The following is a 16,822-nucleotide window of genomic DNA, read 5'->3' as shown; positions in this document are numbered from 1 at the left end:
CTGAGTATTTTCCGCTTGTATTTTGTGACGAAAACAGGCAAAAGCAGAAATCCGACACCTGAGCAATCAGACTGTCGCCTACTAAGAGGAATCCCCCTCCTGAGTCACGGAGTGCGAAGGTGGGGGAGGATGTCGAAGTATTACTTCTGATTTAACAGGAAGTTAACAACGTCTGAATAGGATTTCCCATAGTTATCAGCAGAAGTGGCATCAATGCCGTCATTTTTCACCATATACTTGCCGTTAACAAACATTGCCGGTACACCTCGCAGTTGCAAATCCTGAGCGGCTTTTTGCTGCTTAACAACTAAGGATTTCACCACAAAACTACTCATGGCAGCATCATAATCCTCTGCCGTTACCCCGGCTTTGATAAAGGCATTGCGAATATCATTCGGAGTCTTAATAGTCAGTGTGTTCTGAATACCCTCAAACAGCACCGGAGTCACTTTGTCTTCAACACCCATTGCCATTGCCGCAGCCCAAGCCGTCGTCAATTCTTTACCCAGTGGCCCTAAAAAATCCACATGATAACGAACAAGTTTTGTCCCTTCCGGTAAATACTGTTTCACCGTCTGAGGAACTTTAAAAATCTCTTCAAACTGATAACAGTGGGGGCAATAGAAAGAGAAAAATTCTAGCACCTGTGGTTGATCCGCCGCCGGCGGCTTCAATTCAGTATATTGTTTTCCTTCGGTAAAATTGGCGGCAGATGCGCTAAATGCCATCATCATTCCGACTAAAGCTAACCACAACTTCTTCATAACTATCTCCATGATAAACATTAATACATCGGGTTAAGCTGCAAAGGTGATTCCTGTAACAGCTTAATCTGTTCAGAAAAAAGTGACGTCTGTTTTAACCAAAAATCGGTATCTGTCATCCAAGGAAACGCCTTGGGAAAAGCAGGATCCTGCCAACGTCGGGCAACCCATGCCAAATAATAGATCATCCGCATAGCACGCAATGGCTCTATTAATGACAGCTCCTTCGGATCAAAATCTGCAAATTCACTATAGGCTTCCAACAGTGTATCTAACTGCAATAGCTGTTCCTGACGGGAGCCATGAAGCAACATCCATAAATCCTGAATTGCCGGACCGTTACGCGCATCATCAAGGTCAACAAACCAAGCTTCGTCACGCCACAAGATATTACCCGGATGGCAGTCACCATGAAGCCTCAATATTTGCCAATCATCACGCCAATATGATGCTACGGCATTTATCAAATCATCCAATACTGCCAAAAATTGCCTTTTCTGTCCCTCAGGAACCAACTCACATGCAGCCAAATACTGTCGTGGCTGATGCAGATACTCATTTAACCCGATAGTTGGACGAGAAGTGAATTTTTGTCGGCGGCCAATCTGATGAATTCTCCCTAGCAAACGCCCTACATCCTCTAACTGAAAAAGATTATCGGATTCATACTGACGCCCCCCAATGCTTGGAAAAACGGCAAAAAAGAAATCCTGACAAGTCAGCAAAGTTTGCTTATTAAATACCAAAGGCGCCGCAACAGGTAAATCAGCCTGTTGTAACGCCAAAGCAAAATCATGCTCTTCCTGAATCTGCTGCTGATCCCAACGTAATGGCCGGTAAAATTTCACAACATAACGTTTACGATCTTCATCCGTAAACTGATAAACACGGTTCTCATAACTGTTTAATTCTGTCAGCCCGGAATCGATATACAGCCCGGTCTGCACCAATGCATCCATAATCAAATCCGGCGTTAACTCCCGGAAATTAAAAGCAGACTGGTTTGTTAGCACATTCTATTCTCTTGATTAATCTGTAATAACGGCTATACAAATTAACAGGGATGACCGCCCAGAGAAAGGATTGCTCTGTCAATAAGCGTAAAGATGACCCTTTTATCAGCAAGTTATCCGGTGCTCCTATTTTAAAAACGCTTAGTTGAACCCAAATAATCGAGCTAAAAGGAGTTATATTCAGTAATAACTACCTCAGTTGATAACTTGAACATTATGCAACCAAAGATAAGCGGTGTGATCCTTGCAGGAGGTCGCGCCACCCGTATGAGCGGCAATGACAAGGGACTAATTTTCCTAAACAAAAAACCACTGTACCAACATATTGCGGATAAGCTACTTCCACAAGTAGATGAATTAATTATCAACGCTAACCGCAATCTGGATATTTACCGACAAAGTGGTTATCAAATTGTTCCAGATTTAACACCAGACTTCTCTGGCCCCCTTTCAGGAATGCTAACCGCCCTAAAATCAGCTAGTCACGACTGGGTTATGTGTGTTCCTTGTGATGTGCCAACTCTCCCCACTGATTTGGTCACTCGCTTATGGCAAGGAAAACAGCAAGCATTAGCAACCTATGTAAATGATGGCAACCGAGCTCACCCTACCATCGCTTTACTACACCGCAGTCTTTTTTCTCAATTAGAAAATTATCTGGCTAACGGTGATCGCAAATTGATACTGTTTATGCATAAGATCAGAGCGATAGCTGTTCAGTTTGATGACAATTCTACTGCTTTTACTAATCTGAACACACCGGAAGATTGCCAACATTGGGAGAATACACAGGAGATCAAAAAATGAGTACCAAACCACTTCCGCTATTAGGCATCACCGCTTATAGCGGAACAGGAAAAACTACACTTCTCAAACAAGTGATTCCACTATTACGTCAACGGCAAATCCGGGTTGGTCTGATAAAACACACTCATCACAATGTGGATGTGGATAAACCGGGCAAAGACAGTTATGAGCTGCGCAAAGCTGGTGCAGAGCAAACTCTGGTTGCCAACCAACAACGCTGGGCATTAATGACAGAAACGCCAGATTTACAGGAATTAGATTTGAACTATCTTGCCAGCCGTTTTGATCCAGATTCACTGGATCTGATTCTAGTGGAAGGTTTTAAAGATGAGCCAATCAATAAAATCGCTCTATACCGCAACACTCTTAACCACCGATTAAGCGATCTGCTTGATCAACATGTAATTGCTGTTGCCAGTGATGAAAAATTGGAGACTATCTTGCCACAATTGAATATCAATCAACCTGAACAAGTAGCTGATTTTATTGTCGACTGGCTAAATATGGAACGTTAAGTCACTTCCGCCTGTACTCAGCAATATGAAAACTTCCGAAACACAGGCACAAGATCAAAAACAACCATTGATAAGAGAAAGGCCGAATGGAATCGGCCTTTAGAAAAATATTATAGATAGGGTTCAACAATATCACCGCATTGTTACAAACTCTTCCGCCGCAGTGGGATGAATTGCAACCGTGTTATCAAAGTCTTTCTTCGTTGCCCCCATCTTCAACGCAACAGCGAAACCTTGCAGCATTTCATCCATTCCGAAGCCGATACCATGAATGCCAACAATCTTCTCTTCCGGCCCGACACATACCAATTTCATCCGGCACGGCTGGCGATGTTGAGTGACAGCGGTATACATTGCAGTAAAAGAAGATTGATAAGTTTTCACCTGTTCTTCACCAAATTGCGCTTTCGCCTGAGGTTCAGTCAGCCCCACAGTACCAATAGGCGGATGGCTGAATACGACAGTTGGAATATTGGTGTAATCCAAATGTTCCTCTGGTTTATTGTTAAACAAGCGCTCAGACAGACGACGACCTGCGGCAACCGCAACGGGAGTTAACTCCACTGCACCGGTGTTATCACCTACTGCATAAATCCCTTTCACATTTGTGTTCTGATATTCATCAACTCTGATGTAGCCTTTTTCATTCAACTCAACACCGGCTACAGACAGGTTCAGATTATCCGTTACTGGTTCGCGGCCAATAGCCCAGATAAGGGTATCAACGGTTTGTTCTTTACCATTTTGCAGTTGCAAGGTCAGGCTACCATCCGCATTTTTACTTACTGATTTTGGCACCGATTCTGTATGCAAAGTAGGTCCTTCGGTATTGATAACTTCCAAGAGTGTTTCAACAATCATCGGATCAAAAGAACGCAACGGTGCATGTTGACGCACAAATAGATGGGTTTCACTACCAAGAGCATGCAATACACCGGCAATTTCTACGGCAATATAGCCTGCGCCAACAACCGCAACCCGCTTTGGCATCTCTTCCAATGCAAAAAAACCATCAGAATCAATACCATATTCTGCCCCTGGTATATCAGGCCGCACAGGACGACCACCTGTCGCAATCAAAATATGATCTGCGGTGATTTTTTCACCATTCACTTCAACAGTATGTGCATCAACAAAACGGGCAAACCCCTGGATCACATCAACTTTATTGTTACCCAAGCCACGTTCATAAGACTGGTGGATACGATCGATATAAGCCGTGCGACTGGCAATGAGTGTCTTCCAGTTAAAGCGGTTGATTGTCGCATCAAAGCCATAATCTGGCCCATATTGGTGGATAGATTCAGCAATTTGCGCCGCATGCCACATCACTTTCTTCGGCACACAGCCCACATTGACACACGTTCCACCCAATGCCTTGGCTTCAATTAAGGCACATTTCTGCCCGTACATAGCCGCACGGTTAATTGATGCTATGCCGCCACTGCCACCACCAATCGCTATATAATCGTAATGTTTGCTCATCCGGATTGTTTCCATCTAATCAATTCAAGGGAGTTAATACCCAAAGCCTAATTATGGCAAAAAATATCAAGCAGTCGCGATGGTTCTGGCTCTCGCTGCCATTGCTAAAAACTATTCTGGCGCCACCCATTTAACCAAGGTGTGACCAATTCCTTCCGGCACCAGAACCTGATGTAACCACGGCAACACCGATTTCATCTGCTGTTCCAGTTTCCAAGGCGGGTTAATCACGATCATGCCAGAGGCGGTCATTCCTCGTTGATCGCTATCAGGCCGGACAGCCAACTCAATTTGTAGAATACGGCGGATGCCGGTTGCTTCCAGCTCTTTAACCAGTCGTTTGATCTGCTGGCGTAATACCACTGGGTACCACAACGCATAAACACCGGTTGCAAAACGCTTATAACCTTCCTGAATTGCCTGTACAACCGCCTGATAATCCGATTTCAGTTCATAAGGCGGATCAATAAGAATGAACCCACGGCGACTCGGCGGCGGCAATTGTGATTTTAATTGCTGATAACCATCTTCACGCACAACCCTAGCGCGGTTATCGCGGGAGAATTCATTACGTAATAAAGGAAAATCACTCGGATGCAGTTCTGTCAGATTGAACTTATCATCCTGCCGTAGTAAATGGCGGGCGATAAAAGGCGATCCCGGATAGTAACGTAAGTTGCCACTCTGATTCAGTGCGGCCACTGTACTTATATAAGCGTTCAATTCCTGCGGTAAATCTTCACGCTGCCAAACGCGGGCAATCCCTTCCAAGTACTCACCAGTACGCTCAGCATGTTCACTGCTGAGTTGATAGCGCCCCGCACCAGCATGAGTATCCAGATAGAGAAAAGGTTTTTCTTTTTCTTTAAGAGATTCAATGATTAAGCTTTGTACAGTGTGCTTGAGCACATCGGCATGATTACCAGCATGAAAACTGTGGCGATAACTTAGCATTAATTTCAGACCCCAGAGCAGAGAATAGGTTGATTGTCAGATAGAGTACCTGACAACTAAAAACCCATCCCAGTAGATGGGACAGATAGTAAGGCCCTATTATAGCCCCATTAACGACAAAAATGTCAGGCTCCTCATCTTTCTCCTGACGATCCCTTTAATCATATTAATAAAAATTTAGGATAAGTGAAAAACTCTGCCCAGACCAACACGATGTTTAATTAAGTAATACTATTTACATTTTCACTGATAATCATAAGTAATACTTACGTAATTACAAACAATAAGAATTGTGCAATTAAAAAAACAAGACATCAAACGAACAATTAAATATACGAGATTTTATGTTAATGCTCACGAAATCACCAATCAGGAACAGAGATTGGAAAATGTTAACTCTCGCTTATGGAAAAATGATCAAAAGAAAAACCAGAAAAAATAACTTAATGTTATCGAAACTATTAAGCAATATCGTTAAATAGTACGTGTAAAAAATTGAAGGGAAAATAAAGAAGAAAATCAAAAAAGCTGAAAAAAGTTGAAGACAGTTATTAGAAATCTTCAACTTAAAATAAAGAAAAATTAAGTGTTTCAGCCAATGAAGAGATATTTCATTGGCTGAATAATTATATTACCTATTAGGCAACAATAGGCGCACGCCAATCATCTGCGCCGGAAGTACCTGCGGTTGTATGCTCCCAGTTAATCTTACGATAAGACAGAGAAACACGAACCAACTGAGTAAATTCAGCTTTTGTTGGGTCCTGGCAATGAGGCATATTGCAATCGATGTCGATAATAGTGGCATCTTCCAACTGCGTCGTGAAGAAGTGTTCTTGTTTCCCTTCAACCGAAGTGCGATACCATTTCAATACTACACTTGTCAGCATTTCACCCGAAGCCAATGCGTTATAAAGCAATGGAACAGATTTATTTAATGCCACAGTAAAACGGAATGGTTTATGAGCACGCTGACCTGATGGCTGACCTGATTGAGGATCAGTTGGTACGGTGACGACATGATCAAATGCTTGAACCAGCATTTCATCTTCATGGCCCTGAACATAAATATTACCCACTGATTCAGCAGTGAATGAACCCGCAGTAATATTACCCTGTGTTTTTCCAGTGATGGAAATATAACATGGAGTTGGCATTGCAAATATCCTTTATAGAGATTGTGTCAACATTAAGGTAACGCTCATATTACTTTCAATAGTGATTATTTCATCTTGGAAAAAATCACTTACAATGTATTGAACGCTGAAACGAATAATAAATACCAACCAGCTCATTTCAAAATAAAATCTAAATTGCAAAATTATCAACCTATCATCAACAAATGAAAATATTATAATTAATGCCATTTTAAAAAATAACTTTACAATTTTCTTAATTCACAGAACAATTAACTGTTTATTCTGATCTAATTTAAAGGCGGAATGACATATCTATATGAAATAAAACATTTTTAATGATTGCCACCTAAATTATATTTTGGGCAATTAAAAATTGAGAGCTGGATCAAAAAATTCAGCTTCTTCACTTAGTTAATAACTAAATTAATATTTTCAATATGAAACCAACTCCAAGATGTAAACAAAAATACATCTAGAAATACTTTGTTACACAATGAAACAAAAAATCACAAATACAAAAAAATAGATGATACTCAATAACTATATAGAGTTCTTTTACCAATAAACAGCTTAAGAAAACACCTAATTGTAACTTATTGCCAAATATCATAAAATCATCAAAATGCCGAATAGGGGGGTATACCTATATATATTTTAGCTTTACAATAAAAAAACAAAATGCGAGACTTTGCTTTGCAAAGTGTTCTATATTGATGCTATTGTTCGATGAGTAAGAATATTCTGAATTTCGTATTTATCTATATGCTCATAGAAAGTCAGCTTACTATCCAATCCAATGCAGTGAATCTCCCGCTCCTTAATCCGGGAGAATTTTATGGTCTCCGTCACATATAGGTAGGTATCTAAGGGCAACTCTCTCATCCAATATTGTTATCAGATAATTCCTAATTGCCTAATTGTATTACCCAAAGGATTCTAATATGAGTAAAGATAGTTCAGGTAGCGTAGCGCCAAAAGAAAGGATTAATATCAAATACGTTCCGAATACCGGTGATCAGGTAGCCGAAATTGAATTACCTCTCAACCTGCTGATCGTCGGTGACCTTAAAGGAACAAAAGAAGATATGCCAATTGAAGAACGGCAAGCTGTTTCTGTGCACAAAAATAACTTTAATGCCGTGATGAATGAAGCCAATATCAACCTCACTTTTAGTGTCCCTAATCGCCTCAAAGATAATAGCGGAGATGACCTACCAATTAACCTAGAAATAAAATCACTCAATGATTTCTCACCCGACAACGTAGCGAAGAAAGTGCCTGAATTAAATAAACTTTTAGAGCTACGTGAGGCGCTTGTCGCACTAAAAGGGCCATTAGGAAATATTCCGGCATTCCGCACCCGCTTACAGGAATTATTGGGTGACGAGAAAGTCCGAGAACAACTTCTAAAAGAGCTTGAAATCGTCAATCAAAAGTAATTGACTAAAAAGGAGTTTTTAACATGTCCTTGCATGAAGAGAGCAGTACAACATTAACCCCAGGGTCCACTACCTCTTTGCTTGACGAGATTATGTCTCAGGCAAGAATGACGCCGGAAAATGATGGCTACCATATCGCGAAACAGGGTGTTGCCGCTTTTATCAGCAGCATTTTGGATACCGGCGCTAACGAAGAACCTGTCAACAAACTTGTCGTTGATAGAATGATTGTTGAGCTTGATAAAACACTCAGCACTCAAGTTGATGAAATTATGCATGCCAAAGAGTTCCAAGAGCTGGAATCATCATGGCGTTCACTGAAATTGCTGGTTGATCGTACCGATTTCCGTGAAAACATCAAAATCAACATCATCCATGCGACCAAAGAAGAGTTACTGGAAGATTTCGAATTTTCGCCAGAAATCATCCAATCAGGCTTATACAAACATGTCTACTCAACAGGTTATGGGCAGTTTGGCGGCGAACCGGTTGCTGCGGTCATCGGTAACTATGCATTCAGCAGTAGCTCACCTGATATCAAACTGATGCAATACGTCAGTGCGGTTGGCGCAATGGCTCACGCGCCATTCCTCTCTTCCGTTTCACCTGATTTCTTTGGTATCAGCAGCTTCACCGAGTTGCCAGCGATTAAGGATCTGAAATCTGTCTTCGAAGGTCCGGCACACACTAAATGGCGTTCACTGCGCGAATCGGAGGATTCACGTTACCTCGGTCTGACAGCGCCGCGCTTCTTGTTGCGTCTACCTTATTCAACCGTCGAAAACCCAATTAAAAACTTTAACTATCAGGAAGATGTCAGCAAAGATCACGAACATTTCCTATGGGGTAATACCGCTTATCTGCTGGCAACATGTTTGACTGACAGCTTCGCCAAATATCGCTGGTGCCCGAATATTATCGGCCCGCAAAGCGGGGGGACTGTCAGCGATCTACCGGTTCACCTATTCGAAGCAATGGGACAGATCCAAGCCAAGATCCCAACAGAAGTTTTAGTTACCGATCGTCGTGAATTCGAATTGGCGGAAGAGGGCTTTATCACCCTGACAATGCGTAAAGGCAGTGACAACGCTGCATTCTTCTCTGCTAACTCAGTTCAGAAGCCAAAAGTTTTCCCAAATACTCGCGAAGGGAAAATGGCTGAAACCAACTACAAACTGGGTACTCAACTGCCCTATATGTTCATCATCAACCGCCTTGCACACTACATCAAAGTGTTACAACGCGAGCAGATTGGTTCCTGGAAAGAGCGTCAGGATTTGGAGCGTGAACTGAACACCTGGCTGAAACAGTACATTGCTGATCAGGAAAATCCACCGACAGATGTCCGTAGCCGTCGCCCTCTGCGTTCTGCCCAAATTCAGGTTTTGGATGTGGAAGGAGATCCAGGCTGGTATCAAGTGGCAATGCAGGTTCGCCCTCATTTTAAATATATGGGAGCCAGCTTTGAGTTGTCACTAGTCGGGCGTTTGGATAAGGAGTAATGAGTCATGGCTGCGCTGTACAGTTGGAATAGAGAAGGCTCTGCCAGCCTGTTCGAGCGTATTCAGGGGAAGAACTCCGGTTCTTCCCGCCAATCAAGAATGCGTGAGCTGCTCAACTCCATAAAACGGCACTTGAATCATGTTCTCAATACCCATCCGGGTGCCTGTCAGAGTGCGGCTGATCTTGGCGTTATTGATCTCAATGACGCCACAACCACGGCAACTGACTTTAAACAGAGTATTGAGCAAGCAATAGTGCACTGCATCACAAATTATGAACCAAGAATATCGTCAGTCACGGTCAGTGCAATCCACGATGATAGTGATCCGCTGCTGTTACGTTTTCACATCAGCGCCCAGGTATCCCTGGATGATATTCATGACGCTGTTGAATTTAACATTCAACTAGATAACAACCGGCGTTATTGCCTAGAGAGGACTCAATAAAATGTCACTTGAAAAATATTTTAGAGAGGAACTGGATTACCTTAGACAATTGGGGCGACAAGCTGCAATTGAACATCCTCACCTCGCCTCATTTTTGTCTGAACAAGGCTCTGACCCGGATGTTGAGCGTTTACTCGAAGGATTTGCCTTTCTCGCAGGTAACTTACGGGCAAAAATTGATGATGAATTCCCTGAACTCACTCATGGATTGTTGCACATGCTATGGCCAAATTACCTGCGGCCAACGCCTAGCATGACCATTATCCAATATATGCCTGATGATAGTACCACCACAAAAGCGACGCAGATACCACGTGGAACTCAAATCAAAAGCCGTCCGCTGACGGATGATAGCGAAAATGATGAGGATGAAGACAATTACTTAAGCAATACCAATGCTCAAAAAACAGGCCAAGACAATCATCGCTGTACTTTCACTTTATGCCGTGATGTTTGGCTGCTTCCGATGTCTATCCGGGACATTTCGGTCAATAATAGTAACGAACAAGGCGTCATCGGTCTGAATTTCACCTCAAAAACAGAACTTAACTTACAAGAACTGCAACTTGATAAGCTGCGTTTTTATCTAAGCGGCGATGATTACAGCAGTACACAACTCTATTTCTGGCTCAGTTATTACCTTGAAGATGCAAAACTTGTTGTAGGCGATACCACGATTTCATTACCGGATTTTGACTTCGTTCCGGTGGGTTTTAATCGGGAGGACGCCCTATTGCCTTACCCGAAAAATGCCTATATGGGTTATCGCGTCTTACAAGAGTACTTCTGTTTTTCTGAAGGTTTCTTATTTTTCGATGTCACTGGCATCCCTAAATTACCGGCAAGTCTTAAAGCCACAGATTTCACGTTGAATCTCTACTTCTCAGAAGCATTGCCGCCAGAAATCAAAATCCGTCAGGATACTTTTCGGCTGCATTGTGTCCCGGCAATCAATCTCTTTCCAATAGATAGTGAAGTTATTCAACTAGATGGTAGTCAGGACGAATACCCATTGAAAGTCAGCTATAGTCATCCTAATCGCTATGATATTTTCTCCGTAGATAAAGTGGAAAGCTATCTGCTCAATAATGACGGTACACTCGACCGCGCCAGAGGGGCGGAACGGATCTATGTGCCCTTTGAAAGCTTTCATCACCAAATCGAACACGAAAGCGAACTCAACACTCGCTATTTCCGTATTAGGGTTAAAGAATCACCCTTTCGTAACGGGCTTGAACACTATATCTCTTTCGTACGTGGCGATGCATCATTGCTGCTGGAATTGGAGCGTAGTGAAAGTATCTCTATCCGACTAACTTGTACCAACCGCGAATTACCGCTGCAACTCCGGGTAGGTGATATTAATTACCCTTTAGAAGGAAACCCTTCATTTGCGCCATTTCGCAACATAACCCGCCCATCCGTTCCACTCTATCCACTGCTGAGCGGCAAGTATCACTGGGAGCTTATTTCCAATATGTCACTGAACTATATGACACTATTGAACAAAGACGCATTAAAGGAGGTACTGAGTACTTACGATCTCCCCAGCCGATATAACCGACAATCCTCACGATCATCCCAAAAACGGCTAGATGCAATTGAACGGATCGAAACGAGGCAAATAGACCGACTATTTAAAGGTCTCCCGGTACGTGGTTCGGAATCAACATTGTATATCCGGCAACAGGCTTTCTGTTCTGAAGGAGAGCTCTATATGTTCGGCACCATACTGTCACGCTTCCTTGCGTTATATGCCAGCATTAACTCCTTCCACATGTTGAAGGTGATCAATCTAGATAATCAGGAATGCTATCAATGGCCGGTACAAATAGGTCAACATCCGTTGATGTAACAGATAACAACTCGTCAGCAAAACGCTCGTTGGATGTATCAAAATACGATTTTTATCAATTGGTCGAATTACTCAACCAATTGGCGGTAGCGTGGGAAAAAACTGGGCAAACTAATCGTCCTGACCGTGAAGCAATCCGTTTTACATCCAGTGCCAGCCTGGCTTTTCCAACTAGAGATATTGTTTCTGTAAAACGTACCAAACAAGGTCGTTTTCATGTAGAAGTCTCTTTCCTTGGGCTACATGGCAGCCAGTCTCCCATGCCTGGTTACTACCTTGATTCGCTAGCATGGGAAGACGCCCAGGATGAAAACCGACTGACAGACTTTTTGAATGTTTTCAATCACCGTTCAATCGTTATGCTTCATCAGATCTGGCGGAAATACCGCTATTACATCTGTTTCGACAAGAATGGACAGGATGATTTTTCTCAGCGTATGTTCTCTTTGGTAGGGCTTGGCAGTCGTGTGAACCGTACTCATTTGAAGATCAACCATAGCAAAATGCTAGCCTATGCAGGTCTGTTAGCCAACCCGGGCCGATCACCAGAAGTGATATGCAGCCTGGTTTCACATTGCTTTGATTTGCCAGATGTTACTGTTCATGGCTGGCAATTACGGAAAGTCGCCATTCCCTCATCACAACAAAACCGTTTGGGTGAAGAGCTGACAATAGATGGTGATAGAAATACGAAAATGTCCGTATTAGGTGAAAACTTCACCATCGGATCATGGGTAAAAAACTACAATAGTAAGTTTATGTTATGCATCAACGATCTATCCCGTGAACATTTCCTGTCATTTCTTCCCGACGGCAAAAATTTCCTACCACTGGTGATGTTTATCTGTTTTGTCCTGCGTGATCAATTGGCCTGGGATCTGCGTCTTGGCTTAGCTGAAAACCAAGCAGGCGGCATGGTGCTTGGCACGAAATTAAACAATAACCTGGGGTGGACCAGCTTTCTCGGCGAGCCGGAAAAGAAACCTTTTATCACGATTTCAGTGAGTGGATAAAGACGATGGAAAAACAACAGCCAACCCTTTCATTACGAGTACTCAATAGTGATCAACTGGAAAGCGGTAAATCCGCCAGTTGCCTATTCTCCACTCAAGGTGGCACTGTCGGCAGCAGTGAGAGCCATCTTTGGTCCATTCAGGATCTGCAAGGCAATATCAATCCTTCACAATTTACTATCCAGTGGCGTGATGGCGCATTTTGTCTGCAAATGATCGCTGGCCCCCTGTTTGTGAATCAGTCACCCTTGACTTCTGGCGCCGGTTTCATCCGCCTGCAACAAGCGGATGAAATTACCATTGGTAAACTGGTGATCAAAAGCTATATCAGTTTTTCCGATGCGGATCGCATTGATCCCATGACAGTATCACCGGAATCACTGGTCTCCAGCTATAGCAATCCACTGGACGCAATGATGGAAAAAAAACCAGTCCAGGATACCGCGTTCACCGATCATGGTTCTTTAGCACCCACGATTAAACACGATTTCAGCCACGATCCACTCAAGGTTCTCGACAGTGAAAATCTAACCACACTGGAACAGACCTTAGAGAGTGACGACATAAGTCAAAGCCTACAACAGGGCCATTACCAAGCTCCATTATTCTTCTCTCCCCTCTCAGATAACAGAGGCAATGCTATGGATCGGGATTTTGTTGATTTACCGAATATCTCTTCACCTTTAAGTGAACAGTATCAGGACATGGAACAGCAACATGTTGCTATCACCCCCCTGATGAGAGGTCTGAACACACAATTGCCTTTACATAACAGCCAACAGGCTAACGACTTTCTGGAAGAAATGGGCAAAACCATGAAAGCGGCCATTGAAGGTCTACTGGTACTACAGCGTACACAGCATGGACTGCGTGATAAACAATTGCGCCCTATTGAAGATAACCCATTACGGCTGAACATGGATTACAACACCACTATGCAGGTGATGTTTGCAGATCAAAAAAGCCCGGTACATCTCTCTGCCCCCTCCGCTGTCGCTGAAAGCTTACATAACCTGCAATTGCACTATCAGACTAACCGGATTGCGATCACTGCCGCCTTGAACACCATGCTGGATGCTTTCTCACCGGAACACCTACTGAATCGTTTTGCCCAATACCGCCGCAGCAATGAAACACAGGAAAAAGATGCAACCTGGGCATGGGAAATGTACACCAGTTACTACCGCGAACTGGCTTCCAGCCGCCAACAAGGGTTCGAAAAACTGTTCGGTGAAGTCTATGAACAAGCTTATGACCGCGCCCTGCGTCAAGGTTTAGAGGATAGCCAGTAATGAAGCGCTCCGGCGGTAATACCTCATGGTCCGGTAGTTATACCGTATGGTTTGTATTGCTGGCAGCGCTGATATTAAGCGGCTGTAGCAGTGCATGGCAAGCAACGAAGAAAGTCGGGCAGGTAGTCTGGGACCCATCAACTCCAGTTGGTCAACCCGCGGACTTACCTTCCACCGTCGCGATCACTTTGCTGGCAGAACCTGATATTAACCCCAATAAAAATGGAGAAGCCACTCCGGTTGAAATGCATCTGCTCTATCTCAGTGAAGATTCCCGTCTACTTGCCGCTGATTATGACCAACTGGCGAGTGACAAGCTGGATAAAGCGCTGGGGAAAAATTATATCGACCATCAGGATTACACCTTATTGCCGGGGCAGTACAAACCACTGCCAGTCATCCCGCTGGAAAAAAATAGCCGTTACATCGGCGTTATCGTTCGCTATGCCGATATTAATCAATCCGAATGGAAAAAGGTCATCCGAGTGAAAGACACAGGACAGCAATACCACATTCTGGTGCATATCAGAACGAACGAAGTTGAACTTAGAAAAGAGGAGCAATAACTATGTCAGGTAAAAATCGGGTGATTTGGCGCGAAGGATTATTCATCAAGCCACAACACTTTCAGCAGCAACAAAAACATAATGACTATCTGGCTCATAGCCGCCTGACAACCTTTATCGAACACTATTACGGTTTCAGTTCCCTGACTATCGACAAAGATCTTCTTGCGCTTGGGCGTATCAGTATTACCGAAGCCAGCGGTATTATGCCGGATGGCACCATATTCTCGATTCCCCATCAGGATGCCACTCCCCAACCGCTTAATGTGATCGATATTAACGGGCCTGGCAGCAAAAATATCTACCTGGCTCTTCCCATAACTAACGATACCCTTAATGAAATCTCCCATCCTGAATCCAGGCATGCTGGGGCTGTACGTTACCGTGCACACATAAATAATATCCGTGACTTGCATACGGATGATGGTGATGTCAGCCCCGTCACTCTGGCACAACTGACACCGATTCTGAAACAGGGATCAGAAGACCTCAGTGCTTTTTCCTTGCTGCCACTATGTCGGATAAAAGAGGGGGCTAAAGGTGCAGCCCTCGCTCTTGATGAGGATTTCATCCCAACTTGTACTGCTGTCAAAGTATCCAAAAAACTGCAACGCTATATGGGTGAAATAGAAAATACACTAACGGAACGAGCTCAAACTCTTGCGAAGCAGATTGGTTCACCTGGTCAGCAAGGCGTTGCTGATGTGTCTGAATTTATGATGCTCCAGTTACTTAACCGAGTTCATCCGTGGTTTACCCATTATTCTAAGCAAGCTCTTCTTCACCCTCAGGACTTCTTCACCCAAGTTCTCCAAACTTGGGCTGAATTGAAAACATTTACGGATAAATCCCGTTTGGTCGGCAATGTACCAAATTATGATCATAGCAATCTGACTGACACATTCCTGAACCTCATGCGTCACATGCGCCGGGAAATGAATGTCGTTCTGATGCCACGAGCAGTCGCCCTACCGCTACAGATTCAGGGGAATGGTTTCCGGGTAGCAACCATCCATGATCCCGATCTATTGCACAAATCAGCTCTCATCTTGGCCGTTCGCGCGCAGATTCCACAGGAGCAGTTACGCCGACAGTTCGTTCAGCAGATCAAAGTTGCATCGCAGGAAAAAATCCGCGAAATGGTCAGCGTCCAGTTACCCGGGGTCGCTATAGAGGCGCTTTCCGCCGCTCCACGTCAATTGCCTTATCACGTCGGTTACACCTATTTCCGTTTTGATCAACAAGGTCCGGCATGGCAAGAGATTTTGAAGGGCAACTCCATCGCTTTCCACGTTTCAGGAGAATTCCCTGGATTAGATATGCAGCTCTGGGCAGTCAGTAACGGGATTGATTAATGAAAACTGAAACCATAAATGACAATCCTGTGCCGACGCAGGGAGTCACTGATAATACTGTGCATTTTCAGTATCAGTTACCGCTACGCGGAGAAAGCCTAAACCCGATGATCGATGCCGCTACGCCGCTGCTCGGCATGGTCATGCGTCTAAAAGACATGGGCGAACAACCGCTGCCGGACCAGCTTTATCAACAGGTCGTTACTGATATTCAGGCAATCGAACAACTTCTACAAACCAAAGGCTATGAGCCAGGCGCAATTATCTCTTTTCGCTATACGCTCTGTACCTTCATTGATGAAACCGCATTGGGTCATGGTTGGAATAGCAAGAATGAGTGGTTACAACAATCACTACTGGTTCGATTCCACAACGAAACTTGGGGTGGTGAAAAAGTCTTTCAATTGTTAGATCGTTTGATGGGTGAACCACAGCGCTATCAACATCTGCTGGAGTTTATTTATCTCTGCTTTTGCCTCGGTTATCGTGGTCGCTATAAAGTTGCTTCGCAGAAAAGTGATGACTTTGAACGTTTATTCCGTCGATTACACCAACAACTGCACGCGCTGCGGGGCGAAGCACCACCCATCATTCTCCACAATAACGCCAATGAGCGTAATGATCGCTATCGCTTGGGTAAGCGTCTGACTATTAAACATCTGTTCTGGAGCGGTAT

The 16,822-nt window shown here is 43.7% G+C and carries 16 protein-coding genes; 11 read left to right on the top strand and 5 right to left on the bottom strand.

Going from position 1 to position 16,822, the window contains the following annotated elements:
- Positions 1-140: 140 nt before the first annotated feature.
- On the bottom strand, positions 141-764 hold the full coding sequence (gene dsbA, locus BA1DRAFT_RS13920) for a thiol:disulfide interchange protein DsbA (protein WP_036780217.1): 624 nt from the start codon (positions 762-764) through the stop codon (positions 141-143).
- A 20-nt stretch (positions 765-784) separates the two neighbouring features.
- Positions 785-1,777 carry a serine/threonine protein kinase gene (locus tag BA1DRAFT_RS13915; protein ID WP_036780215.1) on the bottom strand — a complete coding sequence of 331 codons (993 nt, stop codon included), beginning with the start codon at positions 1,775-1,777 and terminating at the stop codon, positions 785-787.
- Positions 1,778-1,993: 216 nt separating this feature from the next.
- Between BA1DRAFT_RS13915 and mobA the strand changes: the two genes are divergently transcribed.
- Both mobA and mobB read left to right on the top strand, forming a co-directional pair.
- Positions 1,994-2,584 carry a molybdenum cofactor guanylyltransferase MobA gene (gene mobA / locus BA1DRAFT_RS13910; protein ID WP_036780279.1) on the top strand — a complete coding sequence of 197 codons (591 nt, stop codon included), beginning with the start codon at positions 1,994-1,996 and terminating at the stop codon, positions 2,582-2,584.
- Positions 2,581-3,099 (top strand): molybdopterin-guanine dinucleotide biosynthesis protein MobB, encoded by a 519-nt coding sequence (gene mobB, locus BA1DRAFT_RS13905; protein WP_036780213.1) that lies wholly within the window; start codon positions 2,581-2,583, stop codon positions 3,097-3,099. Before mobA ends, mobB begins: the two co-directional genes overlap by 4 nt.
- A 132-nt stretch (positions 3,100-3,231) precedes the next feature.
- Here mobB and gorA read toward each other — a convergent pair whose 3' ends face one another.
- The 3 genes from gorA to BA1DRAFT_RS13890 all read right to left on the bottom strand — a co-directional run bounded on the left by gorA (position 3,232) and on the right by BA1DRAFT_RS13890 (position 6,695).
- Positions 3,232-4,584: a glutathione-disulfide reductase gene (gorA, locus tag BA1DRAFT_RS13900; protein ID WP_152544328.1), complete on the bottom strand. Its 1,353-nt coding sequence runs from the start codon at positions 4,582-4,584 to the stop codon at positions 3,232-3,234.
- A gap of 111 nt (positions 4,585-4,695) precedes the next feature.
- The gene (locus BA1DRAFT_RS13895; RefSeq protein WP_036780209.1) at positions 4,696-5,538 is read right to left on the bottom strand and encodes a 23S rRNA (adenine(2030)-N(6))-methyltransferase RlmJ; all 843 of its coding nucleotides are present in this window, start codon (positions 5,536-5,538) and stop codon (positions 4,696-4,698) included.
- A 638-nt stretch (positions 5,539-6,176) separates the two neighbouring features.
- Entirely contained in the window at positions 6,177-6,695 is a 519-nt protein-coding gene (locus BA1DRAFT_RS13890; RefSeq protein WP_036780207.1) for an Hcp family type VI secretion system effector, read from the bottom strand.
- 923 nt (positions 6,696-7,618) lie between these two features.
- Between BA1DRAFT_RS13890 and tssB the strand changes: the two genes are divergently transcribed.
- The 9 genes from tssB to icmH all read left to right on the top strand — a co-directional run.
- Complete coding sequence (tssB, locus tag BA1DRAFT_RS13885; RefSeq protein ID WP_036780205.1) at positions 7,619-8,116, top strand: type VI secretion system contractile sheath small subunit; 498 nt, start codon at positions 7,619-7,621, stop codon at positions 8,114-8,116.
- 23 nt (positions 8,117-8,139) lie between these two features.
- The gene (gene tssC, locus BA1DRAFT_RS13880; protein WP_036780202.1) at positions 8,140-9,618 is read left to right on the top strand and encodes a type VI secretion system contractile sheath large subunit; all 1,479 of its coding nucleotides are present in this window, start codon (positions 8,140-8,142) and stop codon (positions 9,616-9,618) included.
- Positions 9,619-9,624: 6 nt separating this feature from the next.
- A complete protein-coding gene (tssE, locus tag BA1DRAFT_RS13875) occupies positions 9,625-10,065 on the top strand; it encodes a type VI secretion system baseplate subunit TssE (RefSeq protein WP_036780201.1) in 441 nt (146 codons plus the stop codon).
- Between the two features lies 1 nt (position 10,066).
- Positions 10,067-11,920, top strand: coding sequence for a type VI secretion system baseplate subunit TssF (gene tssF / locus BA1DRAFT_RS13870; RefSeq protein WP_036780198.1), 1,854 nt, complete (start codon positions 10,067-10,069; stop codon positions 11,918-11,920).
- Positions 11,884-12,933: a type VI secretion system baseplate subunit TssG gene (gene tssG / locus BA1DRAFT_RS13865; RefSeq protein ID WP_036780196.1), complete on the top strand. Its 1,050-nt coding sequence runs from the start codon at positions 11,884-11,886 to the stop codon at positions 12,931-12,933. Before tssF ends, tssG begins: the two co-directional genes overlap by 37 nt.
- 5 nt (positions 12,934-12,938) lie before the next feature.
- Entirely contained in the window at positions 12,939-14,225 is a 1,287-nt protein-coding gene (gene tagH / locus BA1DRAFT_RS13860; RefSeq protein ID WP_036780194.1) for a type VI secretion system-associated FHA domain protein TagH, read from the top strand.
- Complete coding sequence (gene tssJ / locus BA1DRAFT_RS13855) at positions 14,225-14,791, top strand: type VI secretion system lipoprotein TssJ (RefSeq protein ID WP_051560793.1); 567 nt, start codon at positions 14,225-14,227, stop codon at positions 14,789-14,791. The genes tagH and tssJ overlap by 1 nt, the downstream gene beginning before the upstream one ends.
- Positions 14,792-14,793: 2 nt before the next feature.
- Entirely contained in the window at positions 14,794-16,146 is a 1,353-nt protein-coding gene (tssK, locus tag BA1DRAFT_RS13850; RefSeq protein WP_036780192.1) for a type VI secretion system baseplate subunit TssK, read from the top strand.
- Positions 16,146-16,822, top strand: a 677-nt coding sequence (icmH, locus tag BA1DRAFT_RS13845; protein ID WP_036780190.1) for a type IVB secretion system protein IcmH/DotU, incomplete at its 3' end; no start/stop codon positions are given. The genes tssK and icmH, both read left to right, overlap by 1 nt.

The sequence above is a fragment of the Photorhabdus aegyptia genome, from assembly GCF_000612035.1.
Classification (GTDB): Bacteria; Pseudomonadota; Gammaproteobacteria; order Enterobacterales; family Enterobacteriaceae; genus Photorhabdus; species Photorhabdus akhurstii.
The sequence above is the reverse complement of the archived record's forward strand: the minus strand, read 5'-3'. Positions and strand labels throughout refer to the sequence as shown.